The organism is Paracoccus sediminilitoris (genome assembly GCF_003259195.1).
GTDB classification, from domain to species: domain Bacteria; phylum Pseudomonadota; class Alphaproteobacteria; order Rhodobacterales; family Rhodobacteraceae; genus Paracoccus; species Paracoccus sediminilitoris.
Genome location: NZ_QJPK01000012.1, coordinates 42,135 through 62,923, shown reverse-complemented (window position 1 = coordinate 62,923; position 20,789 = coordinate 42,135). Strand labels below are relative to the sequence as shown.

22 protein-coding genes are annotated in these 20,789 nt (G+C 63.6%); 13 read left to right on the top strand and 9 right to left on the bottom strand.

What is annotated here, in order from left to right; genetic code table 11:
* The first annotated feature begins 35 nt into the window (after window positions 1-35).
* Together DKT70_RS11545 and metH are read left to right on the top strand one after the other, a co-directional pair.
* Window positions 36-1,079 carry a homocysteine S-methyltransferase family protein gene (locus DKT70_RS11545; protein WP_199559576.1) on the top strand — a complete coding sequence of 348 codons (1,044 nt, stop codon included), beginning with the start codon at window positions 36-38 and terminating at the stop codon, window positions 1,077-1,079.
* Window positions 1,072-3,786 carry a methionine synthase gene (gene metH / locus DKT70_RS11540; RefSeq protein WP_111559279.1) on the top strand — a complete coding sequence of 905 codons (2,715 nt, stop codon included), beginning with the start codon at window positions 1,072-1,074 and terminating at the stop codon, window positions 3,784-3,786. The genes DKT70_RS11545 and metH overlap by 8 nt, the downstream gene beginning before the upstream one ends.
* A gap of 39 nt (window positions 3,787-3,825) precedes the next feature.
* Here metH and betA read toward each other — a convergent pair whose 3' ends face one another.
* From betA to betI, 3 genes are read right to left on the bottom strand one after another with little or no spacing between them, the layout of a single operon-like run.
* Window positions 3,826-5,490: a choline dehydrogenase gene (gene betA, locus DKT70_RS11535; RefSeq protein ID WP_111559278.1), complete on the bottom strand. Its 1,665-nt coding sequence runs from the start codon at window positions 5,488-5,490 to the stop codon at window positions 3,826-3,828.
* On the bottom strand, window positions 5,477-6,916 hold the full coding sequence (gene betB, locus DKT70_RS11530) for a betaine-aldehyde dehydrogenase (RefSeq protein ID WP_199559580.1): 1,440 nt from the start codon (window positions 6,914-6,916) through the stop codon (window positions 5,477-5,479). Before betB ends, betA begins: the two co-directional genes overlap by 14 nt.
* Before the next feature lie 2 nt (window positions 6,917-6,918).
* Window positions 6,919-7,485, bottom strand: a complete 567-nt coding sequence (gene betI / locus DKT70_RS11525; RefSeq protein ID WP_111559276.1) for a transcriptional regulator BetI — start codon at window positions 7,483-7,485, stop codon at window positions 6,919-6,921.
* Between the two features lie 88 nt (window positions 7,486-7,573).
* On the opposite strand from betI, the gene DKT70_RS11520 reads away from it, so the two are divergent.
* The 3 genes from DKT70_RS11520 (at window position 7,574) to choV (ending at window position 10,432) form a co-directional block, all read left to right on the top strand.
* A complete protein-coding gene (locus DKT70_RS11520; RefSeq protein ID WP_111559275.1) occupies window positions 7,574-8,515 on the top strand; it encodes a choline ABC transporter substrate-binding protein in 942 nt (313 codons plus the stop codon).
* Window positions 8,516-8,576: 61 nt separating this feature from the next.
* A complete protein-coding gene (gene choW / locus DKT70_RS11515; RefSeq protein ID WP_111559274.1) occupies window positions 8,577-9,425 on the top strand; it encodes a choline ABC transporter permease subunit in 849 nt (282 codons plus the stop codon).
* Complete coding sequence (gene choV, locus DKT70_RS11510) at window positions 9,422-10,432, top strand: choline ABC transporter ATP-binding protein (protein WP_111559273.1); 1,011 nt, start codon at window positions 9,422-9,424, stop codon at window positions 10,430-10,432. Before choW ends, choV begins: the two co-directional genes overlap by 4 nt.
* Before the next feature lie 17 nt (window positions 10,433-10,449).
* On the opposite strand, the gene DKT70_RS11505 is transcribed toward choV, so the two are convergent.
* Window positions 10,450-11,271 (bottom strand): ABC transporter permease, encoded by an 822-nt coding sequence (locus DKT70_RS11505; protein WP_233490542.1) that lies wholly within the window; start codon window positions 11,269-11,271, stop codon window positions 10,450-10,452.
* Window positions 11,272-11,441: 170 nt separating this feature from the next.
* Here DKT70_RS11505 and DKT70_RS11500 point away from each other — a divergent pair, with 170 nt between their 5' ends.
* On the top strand, window positions 11,442-12,926 hold the full coding sequence (locus tag DKT70_RS11500) for a hypothetical protein (protein ID WP_111559271.1): 1,485 nt from the start codon (window positions 11,442-11,444) through the stop codon (window positions 12,924-12,926).
* On the top strand, window positions 12,923-13,597 hold the full coding sequence (locus DKT70_RS11495) for an ABC transporter ATP-binding protein (RefSeq protein WP_111559270.1): 675 nt from the start codon (window positions 12,923-12,925) through the stop codon (window positions 13,595-13,597). Before DKT70_RS11500 ends, DKT70_RS11495 begins: the two co-directional genes overlap by 4 nt.
* On the opposite strand, the gene DKT70_RS11490 is transcribed toward DKT70_RS11495, so the two are convergent.
* Window positions 13,594-14,412 (bottom strand): alpha/beta fold hydrolase, encoded by an 819-nt coding sequence (locus tag DKT70_RS11490; RefSeq protein ID WP_111559269.1) that lies wholly within the window; start codon window positions 14,410-14,412, stop codon window positions 13,594-13,596. The genes DKT70_RS11495 and DKT70_RS11490 overlap by 4 nt on opposite strands.
* Before the next feature lie 87 nt (window positions 14,413-14,499).
* A complete protein-coding gene (locus tag DKT70_RS11485; RefSeq protein ID WP_111559268.1) occupies window positions 14,500-14,883 on the bottom strand; it encodes a DUF2147 domain-containing protein in 384 nt (127 codons plus the stop codon).
* A gap of 137 nt (window positions 14,884-15,020) precedes the next feature.
* Here DKT70_RS11485 and hisA point away from each other — a divergent pair, with 137 nt between their 5' ends.
* The 6 genes from hisA (at window position 15,021) to aat (ending at window position 19,550) form a co-directional block, all read left to right on the top strand.
* On the top strand, window positions 15,021-15,737 hold the full coding sequence (hisA, locus tag DKT70_RS11480) for a 1-(5-phosphoribosyl)-5-[(5-phosphoribosylamino)methylideneamino]imidazole-4-carboxamide isomerase (protein WP_108502391.1): 717 nt from the start codon (window positions 15,021-15,023) through the stop codon (window positions 15,735-15,737).
* Between the two features lie 85 nt (window positions 15,738-15,822).
* Entirely contained in the window at window positions 15,823-16,584 is a 762-nt protein-coding gene (gene hisF, locus DKT70_RS11475; RefSeq protein WP_111559267.1) for an imidazole glycerol phosphate synthase subunit HisF, read from the top strand.
* Window positions 16,581-16,907, top strand: coding sequence for a phosphoribosyl-ATP diphosphatase (locus DKT70_RS11470; protein WP_111559266.1), 327 nt, complete (start codon window positions 16,581-16,583; stop codon window positions 16,905-16,907). The genes hisF and DKT70_RS11470 overlap by 4 nt, the downstream gene beginning before the upstream one ends.
* Window positions 16,908-17,033: 126 nt before the next feature.
* Window positions 17,034-17,555 (top strand): acetyl-CoA carboxylase biotin carboxyl carrier protein, encoded by a 522-nt coding sequence (gene accB / locus DKT70_RS11465; RefSeq protein ID WP_111559265.1) that lies wholly within the window; start codon window positions 17,034-17,036, stop codon window positions 17,553-17,555.
* Window positions 17,556-17,566: 11 nt separating this feature from the next.
* Window positions 17,567-18,913 carry an acetyl-CoA carboxylase biotin carboxylase subunit gene (accC, locus tag DKT70_RS11460; protein WP_111559264.1) on the top strand — a complete coding sequence of 449 codons (1,347 nt, stop codon included), beginning with the start codon at window positions 17,567-17,569 and terminating at the stop codon, window positions 18,911-18,913.
* Window positions 18,914-18,920: 7 nt separating this feature from the next.
* Window positions 18,921-19,550: a leucyl/phenylalanyl-tRNA--protein transferase gene (gene aat, locus DKT70_RS11455; RefSeq protein ID WP_233490541.1), complete on the top strand. Its 630-nt coding sequence runs from the start codon at window positions 18,921-18,923 to the stop codon at window positions 19,548-19,550.
* On the opposite strand, the gene DKT70_RS11450 is transcribed toward aat, so the two are convergent.
* Genes DKT70_RS11450 through DKT70_RS11440 form a run of 3 tightly spaced genes read right to left on the bottom strand, consistent with a single transcriptional unit; the run spans window position 19,517 to window position 20,712 of the window.
* Window positions 19,517-19,822 carry a DUF2155 domain-containing protein gene (locus tag DKT70_RS11450; protein ID WP_233490540.1) on the bottom strand — a complete coding sequence of 102 codons (306 nt, stop codon included), beginning with the start codon at window positions 19,820-19,822 and terminating at the stop codon, window positions 19,517-19,519. The genes aat and DKT70_RS11450 overlap by 34 nt on opposite strands.
* A gap of 41 nt (window positions 19,823-19,863) precedes the next feature.
* Complete coding sequence (gene mlaD / locus DKT70_RS11445; RefSeq protein ID WP_111559262.1) at window positions 19,864-20,337, bottom strand: outer membrane lipid asymmetry maintenance protein MlaD; 474 nt, start codon at window positions 20,335-20,337, stop codon at window positions 19,864-19,866.
* Entirely contained in the window at window positions 20,338-20,712 is a 375-nt protein-coding gene (locus DKT70_RS11440) for an NADH:ubiquinone oxidoreductase subunit NDUFA12 (RefSeq protein ID WP_111559261.1), read from the bottom strand.
* Between the last annotated feature and the right edge of the window lie 77 nt (window positions 20,713-20,789).

Below are 20,789 nucleotides of genomic sequence, written 5' to 3'. Positions count from 1 at the left end.
GTCTATAGAACAGACTTCTGATGAAAGGCGCGATCATGTCCGGCAAGCTTCTCCAATCCGATGCCTTCGCGGTCCTGAACAAGGCCGCGTCCGAACGCATCCTGATCATGGATGGCGCGATGGGCACCCAGATCCAGTCCCTCGGGCTGGCCGAGGATGACTATACCGGCCGCGGGTCGGGCCATGTCTGCCGCCACCATTCGGACCACCCCCAGCAGGGCAACAACGACCTGCTGATCCTGACCCAGCCCGAGGCGGTCGAGGAGATCCATTTCAACTATGCGATGGCCGGCGCCGACATTGTTGAAACCAACACGTTTTCCGCCACCACCATCGCCCAAGCCGACTACGGTCTGCAGGAGGCCGTCCACGACCTGAACGTCGAAGGCGCCCGCGTCGTGCGCCGGGCGCTGGACCGGGCGACGGCCATTGACGGACGCCCGCGTTTCGTGGCGGGCGCGATCGGGCCGACGAACCGCACGGCCTCGATCAGCCCGGACGTGAACGACCCCGGTTTCCGCGCCGTGACCTTCGACGACCTGCGCGTCGCCTATCTGCAGCAGGTCCGCGGGTTGATCGCGGGCGGGTCCGACATCTTGCTGATCGAGACGATCTTCGACACCCTGAACGCCAAGGCCGCCATCTTTGCCTGCATCCAGGCGATGGAGGAGCATGGCCGCGCCCTGCCCCTGATGATCTCGGGGACCATCACCGATGCGTCGGGTCGCACGCTGTCGGGCCAGACGCCGACGGCCCTCTGGCATTCGGTCCGCCATGCGCGGCCCTGGACCGTGGGGCTGAACTGCGCGCTTGGCGCCAATGCCATGCGTCCGCATCTGGCCGAACTGTCCGGCGTGGCCGACACGCTGATCTGCGCCTATCCCAATGCGGGCCTGCCCAATGCCTTTGGGCAATATGACGAAGACCCCGACGACATGGCCCCCCAGATCGCCGATTTCGCCCGCGAGGGGCTGGTCAACGTGGTCGGCGGCTGCTGCGGCACGACGCCCGACCATATCCGCGCCATCGCCGAAACCGTCGCCGGTTTCGCCCCCAGAAAGGTGCCCGCCTATGTCTGATCGCATGCTTCGCCTGTCCGGCCTGGAACCCTTTGTCCTGACCCCCGACATTCCCTTCGTGAACGTGGGTGAGCGCACGAACGTCACGGGCAGCGCGCGTTTCCGCAAGCTGGTCAAGAACCGCGACTATGCCACCGCCCTGGAGGTCGCGCGCGATCAGGTCGAAAACGGCGCCCAGATCATCGACATCAACATGGATGAAGGCCTGATCGATTCAAAGGCCGCCATGGTCGAATACCTGAACCTGCTGGCCGCCGAACCCGACATCGCCCGAGTGCCGGTCATGATCGACAGCTCCAAATGGGAGGTGATCGAGGCGGGTCTGCAATGCGTTCAGGGCAAGCCGATCGTCAATTCGATCAGCATGAAGGAAGGCGAGGACCAGTTCCGCCATCACGCGGGCCTGTGCCTGGCCTATGGCGCGGCCGTCGTGGTCATGGCCTTCGACGAACAGGGCCAGGCCGACACGGCGGCGCGCAAGATCCAGATCTGCGAGCGCGCATACCGGATTTTGGTCGATGAGGTCGGCTTCCCGCCCGAGGATATCATCTTCGACCCGAACGTCTTTGCCGTGGCAACGGGCATCGAGGAGCACAACAATTACGGCGTCGATTTCATCGAAGCCACCCGCTGGATCCGCCAGAACCTGCCCCATGCGCATGTGTCGGGCGGCGTGTCGAACCTGTCCTTCAGCTTCCGCGGCAACGAACCCGTGCGCGAGGCGATGCATGCCGTGTTCCTCTATCACGCCATTCAGGCGGGCATGGACATGGGCATCGTCAATGCGGGACAACTGGCGGTCTATGACCAGATCGACCCCGACCTGCGCGAAGCCTGCGAGGATGTCGTCCTGAACCGCCGCGACGATGCCACCGACCGCCTGCTGGAGGTCGCCGAACGCTATCGCGGCGAGGCCGGGGCCAAGGGTCGCGAAAAGGACCTGAGCTGGCGCGAATGGTCCATCGAAAAGCGTCTGGAGCATGCGCTGGTCAACGGCATCACCGAATATGTCGATGCCGATACCGAAGAAGCGCGCCTGCAGGCCGAACGGCCGCTGCATGTCATCGAAGGGCCGCTGATGGCGGGCATGAACGTGGTGGGCGACCTCTTCGGCGCGGGCAAGATGTTCTTGCCGCAGGTGGTCAAATCGGCCCGCGTGATGAAGCAGGCCGTCGCCGTCCTTCTGCCCTATATGGAGGAGGAGAAACGGCTGAACGGTGGCACCGAACGCCAAACCGCCGGCAAGATCCTGATGGCGACCGTCAAGGGCGACGTGCACGACATCGGCAAGAACATCGTCGGCGTCGTTCTGGCCTGCAACAATTACGAGGTGATCGACCTTGGCGTCATGGTTCCTGCGCAGAAGATCCTGGAGGTCGCGCGGGCCGAGAATGTCGACGCGATCGGCCTGTCGGGGCTGATCACGCCCAGCCTTGACGAAATGGTCCATGTGGCCGCCGAAATGCAGCGCGAAGGCTTTAACGTTCCGTTGCTGATCGGGGGGGCGACGACCTCGAAGATCCACACGGCGGTCAAGGTATCGCCGCGCTATGTCGCGGGTCAGGCGGTCTATGTCACCGATGCCAGCCGCGCGGTCGGCGTGGTCTCGGACCTTCTTAGCCCCGAACGCAAGGGTGCCTATGTCGAGGGGATCCGCAAGGAATATGCCGACGTGGCCGAACGCCACGAACGCGCCGAGGCCGCCAAAAGCCGCCTGCCCCTGGCCACCGCCCGCGCCAATGCGTTGCAGATCGACTGGTCGGCCTATCAGCCCGTCGCGCCGCAATTCACCGGCACGCGCATCATCGATGACTGGGATCTGGCACAGATCGCCCGCTATATCGACTGGACGCCTTTCTTCCAGACATGGGAGCTGAAGGGCGTCTATCCGCGCATCTTGGAGGACGAAAAACAGGGCGAGGCGGCACGCACCCTGTTCGCCGAAGCCCAGGAGATGCTGGCCCGCATCATCGAGGGCAAATGGTTCAAGCCGCGCGCCGTCGTGGGCTTCTGGCCCGCCAATGCCGTGGGCGATGACATCCGCCTGTTCACGGGCGATGATCGCCAACAGGAACTAGCCACGCTGCACATGCTGCGCCAGCAGGTGACCAAGCGCAATGGCCGCCCGAATGTCGCCCTTTCCGATTTCGTGTCCCCGACGGATGCCGATCATGTCGGCGGCTTTGTCGTAACCGCCGGCCCCGAAGAAGCCGCCATCGCCGCCGACTATGAAAAGGCGGGCGACGATTACTCCTCGATCATGGTCAAGGCGCTGGCCGACCGCATCGCCGAGGCCATGGCCGAGATGCTGCATGAACGCGTCCGCAAGCAATACTGGGGATATGGCGCGGACGAGACGTTCGAACCCGCCGAACTGATCGCGGAACCCTATGCAGGCATCCGTCCGGCACCGGGCTATCCCGCGCAACCGGACCATACGGAAAAACTGACACTTTTCAAGCTTCTGGACGCGGAAGCTGCGACGGGTGTCACGCTGACCGAAAGCATGGCGATGTGGCCGGGATCGTCGGTCTCGGGGCTTTATATCGCCCATCCCGACAGCTATTACTTCGGCGTCGCCAAGATCGAGGAAGACCAAGCCCGCGACTATGCTGCCCGCAAGGGCATGTCGCTGGAGGAGGTCGAGCGTTGGCTGGCCCCGGTCCTGAACTATACCAAGCGCAAGTCTGCCGCCGACGCGGCATGAAAAAACCCGCGTCCCTTTCGGGGCGCGGGTCCTTCCGCATCAGTCGCGAAGCTGGTCCGGGTCTTCGCGCAGCATCGTCCGCCCCAGAATGTGATCGGCGGCCTTTTCGCCGGTCATGATGGATGGCCCGTTCAGGTTGCCATTGGTGATCCGCGGGAAGATCGAACTGTCGACGACGCGCAGCCCTTCGACGCCGATCACGCGCAGTTCGGGATCGACGACGGCCATGGCGTCGTCGGCCGCGCCCATCCGGCAGGAACCGCAGGGGTGATAAGCCGATTCCGCATGTTCACGGATGAAATCGTCGATCTGCCGATCGGTCTGGACATCATCGCCGGGCTGGATCTCATCGCCCCGGAATTCCGCGAAGGCGGGCTGGTCGAAGATCTTGCGCGTGTGACGGACGCAGGCGCGAAACTCCTCCCAATCGCTGTCTTGCGACATGTAGTTGAAGTGGATCTTGGGGGCCACGGTCGGATCGCCGCTGGCCAGCCGGATCGTGCCGCGCGAAGCGGACCGCATCGGGCCGACATGCGCCTGGAACCCGTGACCCGACGCCGCCGCCTTGCCGTCATAGCGCACGGCCAAGGGCAGGAAGTGGTATTGGATGTCGGGATAGGCCTTGCTGTCATCGGATTTGATGAACCCGCAGCTTTCGAACTGGTTCGATGCGCCCAGGCCGGTCTTCTGCAGCAGCCATTCGACCCCCACGCGACCTTTGCCCAGCAGGTTGTAATAGGTATAGAGCGTGATAGGTTTCAGCGATTTGTACTGCATATAGACCTCCAAGTGGTCCTGCAGATTTTCGCCCACGCCCGGACGGTCGACCAGCGGCGTGATGCCGTGTTCGCGCAGATGGTCAGCCGGGCCGATACCCGAGACCATCAGCAGTTTCGGCGAATTGATCGAGCTGGCCGAGATGATGACCTCGCGCTTGGCCTCGACCTGCGTGATCTGGCCCTTCTGATCCAGTTCAACGCCGTAAGCCTGCTTTCCTTCAAAGAGGACGCGGCGCGCCAATCCCCGGACGACAGTTAGAAGGCCGGTCTTTTTCGCGGGGCGCAGATAGGCATTGGCGGTCGACCAGCGGCGACCCTTCCAGATGGTCGCCTCCATCGGGCCGAAACCCTCCTGGTGTTCGCCGTTGTAATCATCGGTGCGCGGCCAGCCCGCCTGCTCACCAGCCTTGATGAAGGTGTTGAACAGCGGGTTCTTGCGCTTGCCGCGCGACACATGCATGGGGCCGCTGTCGCCGCGCCAAGGCGATGTCTGATCGCCTGACGGGTCGCCATGCCAGGTCTCCATCCGCTTGAAATAGGGCAGGACGTCGGCATAGTTCCAGCCGGTCGCGCCGCTGTCTTCCCAATGCTGGTAGTCCAGCGGGTTACCCCGCACGAAGACCATCCCGTTAATCGAGGACGACCCGCCCAACACCTTGCCGCGCGGCGTCGCCAGGCGGCGTCCGCCCAGATGCTCTTCGGGTTCGGACGAAAAGCCCCAGTCATAGCGGGCCATGTTCATCGGATAGGACAGCGCGCCGGGCATCTGGATGAAAGGTCCGATATCGCTTCCGCCGTATTCGATCAGGGTGACGGTCCGCCCGGCCTCGGTCAGGCGGTAAGCCAGCGCGCAACCCGCGCTGCCGGCTCCGATGATGACGTAATCCGCGGGTGCTGCCGCGTTCGTGTTCTCAGTACGGGGCATCGACGCCTCCCATTCCGACATAGACCGATTTCAGCTGCGAATAGTGCTCGATCGCAGCGGCGGAATTCTCGCGGCCCAGCCCCGAATTCTTGACGCCGCCGAAGGGCATCTCGACTGGGGTCAGGTTGTAGGTGTTGATCCAGCAGGTACCCGCCTCAAGGCCCGCCGCCATGCGGTGGGCACGGGTCAGATCCTGGGTGAAGACGCCCGCGGCCAGACCAAAGCCCGTGCCATTGGCGCGGCGCAGGGCCTCGGCCTCGTCAAAGAAGGACAGCGTGGTCATGACCGGGCCGAAGATTTCGTCGGTGGCGATGGTCATGTCGTCGGTCGCGTCGGCAAAGACGGTCGGCGGTATGAAGGCACCCTCGCCAGGCCCGCCGCAGACTAGGCGCGCACCGGCGGCCTGACCGGCCTCGATGGCCTCGCGGATCTTGGAGGCCTGCGTCGGGTTGATGATCGGGCCGTGATTGGTATCGGGGTCCAGGGGATCGCCCATCTTGATCGCCTTGACGCGTTCGGCCAGCCGCTCAAGGAACGGACCCTTGATGCCTTCCTGCAGGAAGACGCGCGTGCCGTTCGAACAGATCTGACCCGAGCTGTAGAAATTGGCCAGGATCGCCGCGCTGACCGCATCTTCCAAGTTCGCGTCGTCAAAGACGATCAGCGGCGACTTGCCGCCCAGTTCCATGGTGACATGGCGCATGCCTTCGGCTGCGGCGGCATAGACCTTGCGGCCCGTCGGCACCGAACCCGTCAGCGAGACCTTGGCGACATTGGGGTCGGTGACCAGCGCCCCACCTACCTCACCGCGGCCCTGAACGACGTTGAAGACGCCCGGCGGCATTCCGGCCTCGATGAAGATTTCCGCCAGTTTCAAGGCACCTAGCGGCGTTTCCTCGGAAGGTTTGAAGACCATTGTGTTGCCCATGATCAGCGCCGGCGCGGCCTTCCAGCAGGCGATCTGGCTGGGATAGTTCCACGCGCCGATGCCCGCGCAGACGCCAAGCGCCTCGCGACGGGTATAGGCCCAATCGGCACCAAGCGGGATGTACTGGCCGGTCAGCGTCGCCGCCAGACCCGCGAAATATTCCAGCGCCGCCGCCCCCGAAGGCCAATCCGCAACCAGCGTTTCCTGAATGGGCTTGCCGGTGTCCAGCGTTTCAAGGCGCGCCAGTTCGTCGTTGCGTTCCATAATGATCGCGGCTGCGCGGCCCAGGATCCGGCCGCGATCGGCGGGGGCCATGGCGGCCCATGCGGGCTGCGCCTCCTTGGCGGCCTTGCAGGCCTCGGCCACCTGATCGGTCGATGCCTCGTGCAGCGTCGCGATGGTCTCGCCGGTATAGGCATAGCGGACGGGCAGTTCCTTGCCCTGTCCTTCGACATGTTTGCCATTGATGAACAGGCTGGCGGTCGGTTGGGCGTTCAGGCTCATGCTAGCGCCTCCTCAAGATAAGACATGATGGTGTTTTCGGCATCGGCCGCATCGGTCGGTCCCGGCGTCAGGACCGCCCGCAGATAGACGCCGTCGATCAGTGCACCCAAGGTGTCGGCGGTGCGTTCGGGGTGGTCGGTCAGTCCACGCAGCGCCACGATCAGATTGGACCGCAGCCGCTGGTGATAGACGCGCAACAGGCGACCCGCGTCCTTGTTCACGAAGGAAAGTGCGTAAAAGTTAAGCCACGCACTGACCGTCTCGCGCTGAAAGTTCTGGGGGGCGAAGCTGGCCCTGACGATGCCGTCAAGCCGCCCGCGCGCCCCGCGTCCCGGCAGGACGTCACGGACGGATTGACCATAAGTCCTCAGGATGTAACGCATTGCAGCCAGAAAGATCTTTTCCTTGGAACCAAAATAGTGATGCGCCAAGGCAGGCGACATGCCTGCGCGGCGGGCGATCTGCGCCACCGTCACGTCCAGCGATCCGGCCATGCCCACCTCGAAAATGGCGGCGTTGATCAACGCTGCTTTTCGGATAGGCTCGGCACCAAGTTTTGGCATGACTGCACCTGCGTTCGATAGAAATATGTTGCTTTGCAGGTCCTATGTAACGTTAATTGACTAACCAATCAAGAACAGGGAGCCTAAAATGATCCTCACCCGTATCATCGCGACCGTTGCGATCGGGGCTTCGGTCGCCGGAACGGCCGCCGCGGCCGAACCCGAATCCTGCAGCCAGATCGTGTTTTCCGATGTCGGCTGGTCGGACATTACGGCGACGACGGCGCTGGCCAGCACCGTGCTGCAGGCGCTTGGTTATGAGACCGAAACCCGCATCCTGTCGGTGCCGGTCACCTATACCGCGATGGCCACCGACGACGTGGACGTCTTCCTTGGCAACTGGATGCCCACGATGGAGGCCGACATCGCCCCCTATCGCGACGAAGGCACCGTCGACACGGTCCGCACCAACCTGACCGGCGCGAAATACACCCTCGCCACCAACAAGGCGGGTGCCGATCTGGGCATCGACGACTTCAGCAAGATCGCCGAACACAAGGATGCGCTGGAAGGCAAGATCTATGGCATTGAACCCGGCAATGACGGCAACAGGCTGCTGCTGGAAATGGTGGCGGGCGATCAGTTCGGCATGGGCACCTTCGAGGTCGTCGAATCCAGCGAGCAGGGCATGCTGGCGCAGGTCCAGCGGGCCAGCAACAGCGATGAACCGGTGGTCTTCCTGGGCTGGGAACCCCACCCGATGAACGCCCAGTTCGAGATGACCTATCTGACCGGCGGCGATGATATCTTCGGTCCCGACCTTGGCGGTGCCGAAGTGCGCACGAATACCCGCGCCGGCTATGTCGAAGAATGCCCGAATGTCGGCAAATTTCTGCAGAACCTGGAATTCACCCTGGCCATGGAAAACGAGGTCATGGGCAAGATCCTGAATGACGGCCAGGACCCGATGGAGGCCGCAAAAGAATGGCTGCAGGCCAATCCCGACGCCTCCACTCCGTGGCTGACCGATGTCACCACGAAGGACGGCAACGATCCCCAGGCGGCGCTGAGCGAAGCGCTGGAAAGCTGACGACAGGGCGCAGAGCCGAACGGGCTCTGCGCCGCAACCACCGACATCCAGGGGGACCAGAATGGAACAGCTGACCGATTGGGTCACGGATAACAAGATCCCGGTGGGAAGGACCGCCAAGACGGTCTTCGACTGGCTCAATGCCAATGCCTCGGGGGTCTTCAACACGATATCGGACGTGATGGAATGGCTGATTGACGCCATTCTGGGTGCCCTCGAAGCCCCACACCCGTTCCTGTTCATCGCCATCGTGGTGGCCCTGACCTGGGGCCTGCAGCGTCGTGCATCGACCTGCCTGCTGGTCGCGCTTGGGCTGCTTTTCGTCCTGAACCAGGGCTATTGGGAAGAGACGCTGCAATCGCTGACACTGGTGCTGTCGGCCTGTATCGTCTGCATGGCGATCGGCGTGCCCATCGGCATCGCGGCCGCGCATCGCCCGAGGCTCTATGCCTGGATGCGCCCCGTGCTGGACCTGATGCAGACGCTGCCGACCTTCGTCTACCTGATCCCGGCCATCGTCTTCTTCGGCATCGGCATGGTGCCGGGACTGCTGGCGACGGTGATCTTCGTGCTGCCCGCGCCGATCCGCCTGACGCAGCTGGGCATCGCATCGACGCCCACCGCCCTGACCGAGGCCGCCACCGCCTTCGGCGCCACCCCCCGTCAACTGCTGTGGAAGGTCGAGCTGCCAAGCGCCTTGCCCCAGATCATGGCGGGTCTGAACCAGACCATCATGCTGTCTTTGTCGATGGTCGTGATCGCCGCACTGGTCGGCGCATCGGGTCTGGGCGTGCCTGTCGTGCGGGCGCTGAACAGCGTGAACACCGCGCTTGGCTTCGAATCGGGCATCGTGATCGTGGTGGTCGCCATCCTTCTGGACCGCATCCTGCGCATGGAGGGCCGCACATGACCCGCAACGCCGTTGAATTCGACAAGGTCTGCATCGTCTTCGGCGATGCCCCCGAAACCGCCCTGCCGCTGATGGACGAGGGTCTGGAACGCGGCCCCATCAAGGACCAGACCGGTCAGGTGTTGGGCGTTCACGATTGCACGCTGGACGTGGCCGAGGGCGAGATCCTGGTCCTGATGGGTCTTTCGGGGTCCGGCAAATCCACCTTGCTGCGCGGGGTCAACGCCCTAAACGATGTCTGCCGCGGCGATGTGCGCATCAGGCAGGGCGACCGGATGGTCAGCGTGACGGGCGCCGGCAAGCGGGCGCTGCGCGATATCCGCCTGCGCAGCGTGGCGATGGTATTCCAGCAGTTCGGCCTTCTGCCCTGGCGCAGCGTGCGAGAGAATGTCGGTCTGGGGCTGGAACTGGCGGGCCTGTCCACGGCCGAACGGCGAAAGCGCGTGGATGATCAGCTGAAGACCGTGGGGCTTGATGAATGGGCCGAGCGGCGGGTCGGCGATCTTTCGGGCGGCATGCAGCAGCGCGTGGGCCTTGCCCGTGCCTTTGCAACCGAAGCCCCGATCCTGCTGATGGACGAACCCTTCAGTGCGCTGGACCCGCTGATCCGCGCGCGCCTTCAGGATGAATTGCTGGAACTGCAGGCCAAGACGCAGCGGACGATCATCTTCGTCAGCCACGACCTGGACGAGGCGTTTAAGCTGGGCAACCGCATCGCCTTGATGGAAGGCGGCAGGATTGTCCAGATCGGAACCGCCCGCCAGATCATCGCCAATCCGGTCAATGATTATGTGGCCGATTTCGTGGCCCACATGAACCCGTTGGGCGTCCTGACGGCCGAAGACGTGGTCGAAGAAGGCGATGCCGAAGGCGAACCCGTTCCCCGCGACATGCCCGTCAAAATGGTCATGGACCGACTGTCCGAGGATTCGGCCGTCCCCGTCATGGGCGGCGGACGCATCACCCGCAAGGCCGTCCTGGCCCGCCTGATCGACCCGCGCGGATAGCGCGGGTCCCCTAACCCTCAGCTGTTCTGAAGATCTCGGTGATAGCGGATCAGCAACATCAGCCCGAAGGCCAGCAGACCCAGGCTCAGGCCAAACACATAAAGATGGCTCACATATTCGCCGATATAACTGGGATAGAAGGAACGACGCATCTGGCCGACGACATGCACCAGCGGGTTGAACCACAGCCAATTCTGATAGGGCTGCGGAATGTCGTCGAACATGAAGAACACGCAGGATAGCAGGAACAGCGGCCGCATCAGGATGCCCCATAAAGGCTGCCACCAGCTGAACGCCTCGAACATGAAGCAGTTCATGACCCCGATGGCCGAGGCAAAGGTGATCGCCATGACCATCCCAAGCGCGATGCCCAGGACCTGCGGATCCGTCCGCGTGTCCAGAAACGTATAGATCCCCGTGAAGACGATGGTCGAGACCATCACATGCGTGATGGTGTTGAAGGCGATCCGCGCCAGCAGCGCATCCATGAAGGTCACGGCAGGATAAGCCAGCAAGGCCTTCGAATAGCGGACGGAATTCGCAACCTTTCCTGACACGTCCAGATAGCACATGAAGGGCACGACGCCGGTGGCATAGAAGATCGCGAAATTCGTTCCGATCGGAGGAGAGCGGAATCCAACCGAGAAGATCAGCGTCAGCAGCACGATCCCGCCGACCGGTTCGGCGATGGTCCATAGATATCCCCCCGACGCGCGCCCGTTGCTGGTCTGCATCTCACGCAGGATCAGGGCTCCGATGGCGCGCAGGCTGGCAAAGCTGCGATGCCTGCGAACCTCGCGCAGCGCACGATGGCCGGCCTTTGTTGCGAATTGCGGCAAGGGTGCATGACCGCGATCGGAAGGTATGTCTTGGGACGTGTCTTGCATGACTTCGCGCCGGGGGCGCCTTTCTCTGATCACCGTCCCGTGCCGGGATCAGTGCTGGAACTGTTCCTTCGGCTTATGTATGAGAGCCGGGAAGAGTTCAACATGACAGGCGGGGTAAGCGCATGTCCGCCCAAGACAACCGGACCGAAAACCAGAACCCGGATCAATCACCCGACAGCGATGCCACCCCCGTGCAGGCAAATGCGCCTGCCAAGGCGGATGCTGCGGCCGGGGCCGGGGCCGATCCGAGCCGTGGCAGGATGAGCCCGGGCAAGGTAGGTGCTGGAAAAGCGGGACCGGGTAAAGTGGGGCCTGGCAAGATGGCGGGCGGTCGCATGGGTCCGAAAAAGGGCGGCATCGGCGCTGGCCCAAGCCCCCGCGCGAACGTCGGGGGTCCTGCCGGCCAAGCCAAAGCCGGCGGGTCTGGCCGTCCAGGCAATGGTCCCGCGACGCCCGCGCAGCAACGCCCCCAAGCGACGCTGGAACAGCCGGTCCTTCCACCTGCCAGCCCTGCCGCCTTCGAAAAGCGCCATTTCGGGCTGGTCATCAGTTTCGTGCTGCTGGTCATCCTGCCGACCTTTCTGGCGGGGTACTATCTCTATACCCGTGCGGCAGATCAATACGCGTCTTATGTCGGTTTCTCGGTGCGCAGCGAAACCTCGGCGACGCCGACGGATGTGCTGGGCGGGCTTGGATCGCTGGTGGGGTCCAGCTCGACGACGGATACCGACATCCTCTTCAAGTTCATCCAGAGCCGGGATCTGGTCGAACGGGTCAATGCCAAGCTGGACCTGCAGGCGATCTGGTCAAAGGCGCCCAATGACCCGATCTTCAGCTATCGCGGCGGCACCGCGCTCGAGGATCTGGCCGAGGAATGGGAACGCAAGGTCCGCATCTATTACGACAACGGGATGATAGACCTGCGCATCCTGGCCTTCGACGCCCAGGACGCGCAGGACATCGCCACCGCCATCCTGGAAGAGGGCAGCATCCTCATCAACCAATTGAACGACATCGCCCGCGAAGACGCGTTGCGCTATGCCCGTAGCGAACTTGATCGCGCGCAGGACCTGCTGAAGACGGCGCGCCAGAACATCACCGAGTTCCGCAACCGATATCAGCTGGTCGATCCGACCGCCGATGTCCAAAGCCAGATCGGGGTTGTCACGTCGCTGCAACAGCAGCTGGCCGAACAGTTGGTGTCACTGGGGATGCTGCAATCGAACGCACAAGCCAACGATCCGCGCATCAGCCAGACGGATCTGCGCATCAAGATCATCCGCGAGCAGATCGAGGCTGAGCGCCAGAAGTTCAGCTCGGACAGCGATGACGTGGCCCTGTCGGATGTCGTGGGCCAGTACGAGACGCTGGCCGTCGATCGGCAATTTGCCGAAACGACCTATACCGCCGCGCTGGCCGCCTTTGAATCTGCCCGCGCCGAGGCTGTCCGTCAATCGCGCTACATCGCCTCCTACATCCGCCCAACACTGGCACAGGAGGCCGAATTCCCTCAGCGGGGCCGGCTTCTGCTGATCATTGCCGGTTTCCTGGCCGTCGCATGGGTGATCGGCTCGCTTGTCTTCTATAGCCTGCGCGACCGTCGATGATCCACCTGCAGAACATCTGCAAGAGCTACACGCTGAACGGGCGCCGCAAGGTGGTCGCCGACAATATCACGGCGACCTTTCCGTCGGGCGTTTCGGTGGCGCTACTGGGTCGGAACGGTGCGGGCAAATCGTCCCTGCTGCGGATGATCTCGGGGGCGATGCTGCCGTCCAGTGGCAAGATTTTGTCCACGGGCACGATCAGCTGGCCGGTCGGTTTCGCGGGTTCCTTCAACGGCGAACTGACGGGCGAACAGAATTGCCGATTTGTGGCCCGCGTCTATGGGGTGAACACGCGGCAGCTTCTGGCCTTCGTCGAAGATTTTGCAGAGCTGGGCGATCACTTCTACCTGCCCTTCCGGTCCTATTCATCTGGCATGAAATCGCGCCTGGCCTTCGGCCTGTCGATGGCGGTGCCTTTCGACACCTATCTCGTGGACGAGGTTTCAGCTGTGGGCGATGCCGCCTTCAAGGCCAAGTCGAACCGCGTCTTCAATGAACGCATGTCGCGATCGGGTGCTGTGGTCGTGTCGCATTCCATGGGAATGCTGCGCGCCACCTGTCATGCGGGCGCTGTACTGGAGGATGGCAAGCTGACCTTCATGCCCGATCTGGAAGAGGCGATCGCGCTGCATATGGAGAATATGAAGCGCGGTCAGCTTCAGCAGGGTTAGACCAGGAACGCCTTCAGATCGTCCAGCAGACGGTTCGCATGGGTGGCCGTCAGGCCGTGCGGTGCGCCGTCGTATTCGATCAGCTTGGCGGTGGGCACCATCTTTACCAGACGATGCGCCGTCGCCTCGATCGGAACGGTCTTGTCCCCCGTGCCGTGGATCACCAGGGTCGGCACCTTGAGGCTGTCCATGTCCGCGGTGAAATCGGTCGTCCCGAAGGCCGTCACACAATCCAGCGTCGCCTTGGGGCTGGCCATCATCGCCATGCTTTGGGCCCAGTTCAGTTGCGCGTCGCTGACCCCACCTTCGGGCGTACCCTGACCAAAAAAGTCCTTGAAGAAATCTGCCAGAAAACCGGGGCGATCATCGCGCAGGCCTTGACGCATCTGTTCAAACAGATCGGCCGGCGCGCCATTCGGATTGTCATCCGATTTTAGCATCCCCGGAGCGACCGAAGACACGAAAACCGCCTTTGACACATTGGCACCCTGATGCCGCGACATGTAGCGCGCGACCTCACCTCCGCCCATAGAAAAGCCGGCAATGGTCGCGTCCTTCAGGTCCAGCGCCCTGATGACGGCGGCCAGATCGTCGGACAGGGTGTCGTAATCATAACCAGCAAAGGGCTGACCCGACCGGCCGAAACCGCGGCGGTCGTAACTGATGACCCGGTAACCCGCCTCGGCCAAGCCAAGGGCCTGCGTTTCCCAGCTGTCGGCATTCAGGGGCCAGCCGTGTATCAGGACGACAGGCGCGCCCTGCCCCCAATCCTTGACATAAAGTTCGGTGCCGTCATCGGCGGTGATCATGGGCATGGGTTCGTCCCTTTCATCGGTTGATCTTGGGGGCGAACGCGCGACGGCGGGACAGGTTCACCCGCCGTCGGTCAAGATGCCGTGGCCTTACTGGACCTTGACCCAGTTCTGGCTTTTACACAGCAGACCGCCCGCGACGCAGCCCGACAGGCTGAGCTGCTGGCCCGAGACGCTGGCCTTGCCGGCATAGACCTTGTCGTTCGACGGGCGCCAGACCTGCCCCTGATATTTGCCGCCGCCCTGGGGGGCCATGTCGATGACGATCTGGCGGCCGAGGTTCGGGGATTTGTATTCCTGCGTGCCCTTGAAGGTGCGGGTGATGGTGCCGCAGAAGGCGCCGCCGCAGGGGGCGATGGTGACATAGGCAAACGCACCCTCGTCGGGCTGGGTCTGCCAGACGCCCTCGATGGGGTCGGCGGCGGCGGCCGTGGCGCCCAGGGCCAGCGCGGCTGCAAGAATGATGTGACGCATGATCTCTCCTCCTCAGGATGGCCGATGTTGTGCGGGCCTTGGCGCATATGGCAAGCATGACGTCAGGTCCGGGTCTTTACGTCACGGCCCGCCCCGTGGCAAAGAACGCGCAACCCATTCCGCGGAAGGCCAGCGACATGATCCTTTACCCCGCCATCGACCTGAAAGACGGCAATTGCGTGCGCCTGTTGCGCGGCGACATGGAGGCCGCGACCGTCTTCGGCAGCGATCCCGCAGCCCAGGCCCGCGCCTTTCAGGATGCCGGTGCCGAATGGCTGCACCTGGTCGATCTGAACGGCGCCTTCGAGGGCAAGCCCGTGAACGCCGCCGCGGTCGAGGCGATCCTAGCCGCCACCGACATCCCGACCCAGTTGGGCGGCGGCATCCGCGACATGGCCACCATCGAAAGCTGGCTGGATCGCGGGCTGACGCGGGTGATCCTTGGGACCGTGGCGGTGGAAAACCCCGATCTGGTGCATGAGGCCGCGCAGGCCTTCCCCGGTCGCATCGCGGTGGGCATCGACGCCCGCGCGGGCCGCGTGGCCACCCGTGGCTGGGCGACCGAGACCGACGTCATGGCCACCGATCTGGCGCAGCGTTTCCAGGACGCGGGCGTGGCCGCCATCATCTATACCGATATCGACCGCGATGGCGCGATGGGCGGCCCGAACGTCCAGGCGACCGAGGCCCTGGCCCGCGCCGTCAACATCCCGGTCATCGCCTCGGGCGGCGTGTCCTCGATGGAGGATCTGCGGGCGCTGGCCGATACGCAGGTGATCGCGGGCGCGATTTCGGGGCGCGCGCTCTATGACGGCGCGCTGGACCTGACGCAAGCGCTGGCGGCACTGAAGTAAGCGGCTCTGGCTGCGGCGGCGATTTCGCATTAGAAGATGCGCAAATGCCGCCGATACCGTGCGGCACCAAGAAAAAGGTCAAGCGATGCTGAAGACGCGCATCATTCCCTGCCTTGATGTGGCCGATGGCCGCGTCGTCAAGGGCGTCAACTTCGTGGACCTGCGCGATGCCGGCGACCCGGTCGAGGCCGCCCGCGCCTATGACGCCGCCGGTGCGGATGAAATCTGCTTTCTGGACATCCACGCCACCCATGAAAACCGCGGCACCATGTTCGATCTGGTGACGCGCACCGCCGAGCAATGCTTTGTGCCGCTGACCGTGGGCGGCGGCGTGCGCACGCATGAGGACGTTCGCGCCCTGCTGCTGGCGGGGGCCGACAAGGTCAGCTTCAACTCGGCCGCCGTGGCCGACCCCGATGTGGTGGCCGCCGCCGCCGATCGCTTTGGCAGCCAATGCATCGTGGTGGCCATCGACGCCAAGACCGTCGCCGATGGCCGGTGGGAGATCTTCACCCACGGTGGCCGCAAGCCCACCGGCATCGACGCCGTCGAATTCGCGAAGCTGGTCGAGGCCAAGGGCGCGGGGGAAATCCTGCTGACCAGCATGGATCGCGACGGCACGCGCTCGGGCTTCAACCTGCCGCTGACGCGCGCCATTGCGGATGCGGTGAACGTGCCGGTCATCGCCTCGGGCGGTGTCGGAACGCTGGATCACCTGGTCGAAGGCGTGACCGAGGGCCATGCCAGCGCCGTCCTAGCCGCCAGCATCTTTCATTTCGGCACCCATACCATCGCCGAGGCCAAGGCCCACATGGCCGCGGCCGGCATTCCCATGAGGCTGACATGACCGCCATAGATCGCCTTGCCGCGACCATCGAATCGCGCCGAACCGAGGATCCCGACAGCAGCTGGACCGCCAAGCTGCTGGCGAAGGGCCCCGAGAAATGCGCCGAGAAATTCGGCGAGGAATCGATCGAGGCCATCATCGAGGCCGTGAAGGGCGACCGTGCGCGCCTGACCTCGGAGGCCGCCGACGTGGTCTTTCACCTGCTTGTGATGCTGGCATCGCGTGACGTGACGCTGGCCGACGTCCAGGCTGAACTGGAACGGCGTGAAGGAACCTCGGGATTGACCGAAAAGGCGGCGCGCGGGTCTGCGAACCCCGGTTAAGCACTCAAAGGTCGCGCAAATGCGCCCCAAGGGGTTGAAACCCTTCCCCTTGACCAACCACAAGGGCTATAAGCCCCGCAATCGCCGCGCGTGACGCGGCCTGACCAACACACGGCAGAGGACGGCATGACCAACGATTCCAACAACGGCAAGCATCACGAAGGCGACGTGGCTTTCATCCAGTCGCTGGCCCAACTGCTGAACGCAAGCGAGCTGAACGAGATCTCGGTCAAGCGCGAATATGGCGAACATGACCGCCTGACGGTCAGCCTGACCAAGCAGGGCAAGCAGGTGGTCTATGCCGCCGCCCAGCAACAGGCAGCCCCCGCCGCCGCGCCGCAGGCTGCAGCCCCTGCACCATCGGCACCTGCCGCCGCCCCCGCCCCCGCCGCAAACCAAGATCCCGCGACCCTGCCGGGCGTCGTGACATCGCCCATGGTCGGCACCGCCTATCTGGCCGCCGAACCGGGCGCCGCAGCCTTCGTGCAGGTCGGCCAGTCCGTGGCCGAGGGCGAGACGCTGATGATCGTGGAAGCCATGAAGACCATGAACCACATCCCCTCGCCCCGCGCCGGCACCGTCAAGCGCATCCTGATCGACGACGGCAGCCCGATCGAGTTCGGTGCCCCCCTGATGATCGTCGAGTGAGGCATATCCCCATGTTCGACAAGATCCTCATCGCCAACCGCGGCGAGATCGCGCTGCGCGTGATCCGCGCCTGCCGAGAGATGGGCATCGCGTCCGTTGCGGTCCACTCGACCGCCGATACGGACGCCATGCATGTCCGCATGGCCGACGAGTCGGTCTGCATCGGCCCTCCCTCCTCGACCAACAGCTATCTGTCGATGCCTGCCCTGATCTCGGCCTGCGAGATCACCGGCGCGCAGGCGATCCATCCCGGCTACGGTTTCCTGTCGGAAAACGCCGGTTTCGTGCAGATGCTGGAAGATCACGACATCACCTTCATCGGTCCCCGGGCGGAGCATATCCGCATCATGGGCGACAAGATCACCGCCAAGGACACCATGAAGGCGCTTGGCGTCCCCTGCGTTCCCGGTAGTGAGGGTGGCGTCAACGACGTAGAGGACGCCAAGCGCGTCGCAGCCGAAATCGGCTATCCGGTCATCATCAAGGCCACCGCTGGCGGCGGCGGTCGCGGCATGAAGGTCGCCGAGAACGAAGCGGGTCTGGAAGTCGCCTTCCGCACAGCCCGGTCCGAGGCCAAGGCGGCCTTCGGCAACCCGGACGTCTATATCGAGAAATACCTGCAGCGTCCGCGCCACATCGAGATCCAGGTCTTTGGTGACGGAAAGGGTCGCGCGGTGCACCTGGGCGAACGCGACTGTTCGTTGCAGCGCCGTCACCAGAAGGTGCTGGAGGAGGCGCCGGGCCCGTCGATCACGCAGGAACAGCGCGACCGGATCGGGGCCATCTGTGCCGATGCCATCGCCAAGATCGGCTATGCCGGTGCCGGCACGATCGAATTCCTGTTCGAGGATGGCGAGTTCTATTTCATCGAGATGAACACCCGCCTTCAGGTCGAACACCCGGTGACCGAGGCCATCTTCGGCGTCGACTTGGTCCGCCAACAGATCCGCGTCGCCGCCGGTCTGCCGATGGAGTTCCACCAGGAAGACCTGGTCATCAACGGCCATTCGATCGAAGTGCGGATCAACGCCGAAAAAGTGCCGGGCTTCTCGCCCTGCCCTGGCAAGATCACCCAGTATCACGCGCCGGGCGGTCTGGGCGTGCGGATGGATTCGGCGCTTTATCAGGGCTATTCGATCCCGCCCTATTACGACAGCCTGATCGGCAAGCTGATCGTGCATGGCCGGGACCGCAACGAAGCCCTGGCCCGCCTGTCGCGCGCCTTGGGCGAGCTGATCGTCGACGGTGTCGATACCACCGTGCCGCTGTTCGATGCGCTGCTGCAGGAACCTGACATCCTGTCCGGCAACTATTCGATCCACTGGCTTGAACGGTGGCTGGCCCTGCATTTCGGCTGAGACAGCAGTGCTGACGCCGTCGCAACTGCTGACCGGCTATGCACGCGGCGTCTTTCCCATGGCGGAAAGCGCCGATGATGATCGGCTTTACTGGTTCGATCCCCCTATGCGGGGGGTCCTTCCCATCGGTGCTGTCCATGCGTCGCGATCGCTGCTGCGCGATCTTCGCCGGGGCGGATGGTCGGCGCATCTGGACAGCGATTTCGACCGCATCGTCGCCATCTGCGGCGATCGAGACACGACCTGGATCAACGCGCCTCTGGCGAAACTATACGGGCAGCTTCACAGGGCCGGGCACGCCCACGCGATCGAAATCCGCCGTCACGGCGAATTCGCAGGCGGGATGTTCGGGGTGACTTTGGGTGCGGCGTTCTTCGGTGAATCCATGGTGTCCGCGCAGACGAACGGGTCCAAGATGGCGCTGCTTTGGTCATCCGACCATCTGGCGCGCTGCGGTTTCAGTCTGTTTGACACCCAGTTCCTGACACCGCATCTGGCCCGGATGGGTGGCATGGAGATCCAGCGTTGCATCTATCAGCAGCAGCTATCGCAGGCGTTGAAGCGCAAGGCCGATTTCCGGGCCTTTGATCCGATCACGGATCATCAGCTTTGGCAGGACATGACCCAGACGTCATAGCGCGCGTCGTCCAATGCCGACAACGCAGGCGAACTGGCGATCATCCACCCTGCAAAGACGGTTGTGTTCTGGCGCAGATCGGTAATCGTCATCTGGGCAAAGGCGTCCGAACTGGGATCGCTGGACGGATAGCGGCACTCTCCCACCCGAACCTCCAGGCGGCCATAACGGACAGCGTCGCCAACGGGGACCAGCAGATCGGTCGTCCGTCCCGAAACCTTGTCCAGCCCCCGCAGCATGGCTGCCTTGCCCTGCTGCGTGTCCTGCGCCATGGCAGGGGCGGCAAGACATGCCAAGCAAAGAAGCACTTTCATCATGGCGTGACCTCGGGTTCGTTGGCGGCCTGGCTGTCCACAAATTTCATCATCAATTGCAACAGGCTGACGGCACCTTGCACATCCTCGATCTCATCGCCCGGCGCCAGATTGTCCATGCTGCCGCCTGGCTGCAGCTGGATATAGGCCCCACCCAGCAGACCGTCCGACTGAATCAGCGCCGCGCTGTCGGCGGGAAGCACGACATCATCAGGGATCTGGAAAACAGCATCTGCCAAGTAGGTCTGCGGGTTCAAACGGATGTCGCTGACGCGGCCAATCCGGACGCCTGCCAAACGGATTTCGGTCCCGACACTGACACCATCCACGTCGGGAAACGACGCGGTGACCTGATAACCGCCACCGCCATCCCATTTGCCCTGTGCCGTCCAGGCCAAAAACCCTCCAGCCACAGCCAGCACTAAAGCGCCCGCGATCAGTTCCGCCCGCGCTTCGGTCGTCGCAGAGGTCATTTATTCAGGCTGCCAAGCATCATAGTCGCTACGCGTGACCGGCTGAACGCGGGACAGCGAGCCGGCCGGGACATAAGCGTCCAGGGTGCCGGTCTGGTTGGCCTTGTGCGGCTGTTCCCACGCCTTGCGCGGGACCGGAACCTCGGTCGGGGGCTCGTTCCAGGTGTGGTGCAGCCAGCCGTGCCATTCCGGGCTGACCCGACTTGCCTCGGCCTCGCCGTCATAGATGACCCAACGACGCTTGCCGTCCTTGCTTTTGTAGAAGACGTTTCCGTTGCCATCCTCGCCAACCTTGACGCCGTTCCGCCAGGTCCAGAACTGGGTATTGAGCGTCTGGCTGTTCCACCAGGTCAGAAAGCGCAGGGGATAGGACATCGACAGGACCTCATCGATCGGAATTTCGTGACGATATGCCCCGAAAAGCGCCCGAGGTCCAGCCTCGGCGCACTTTC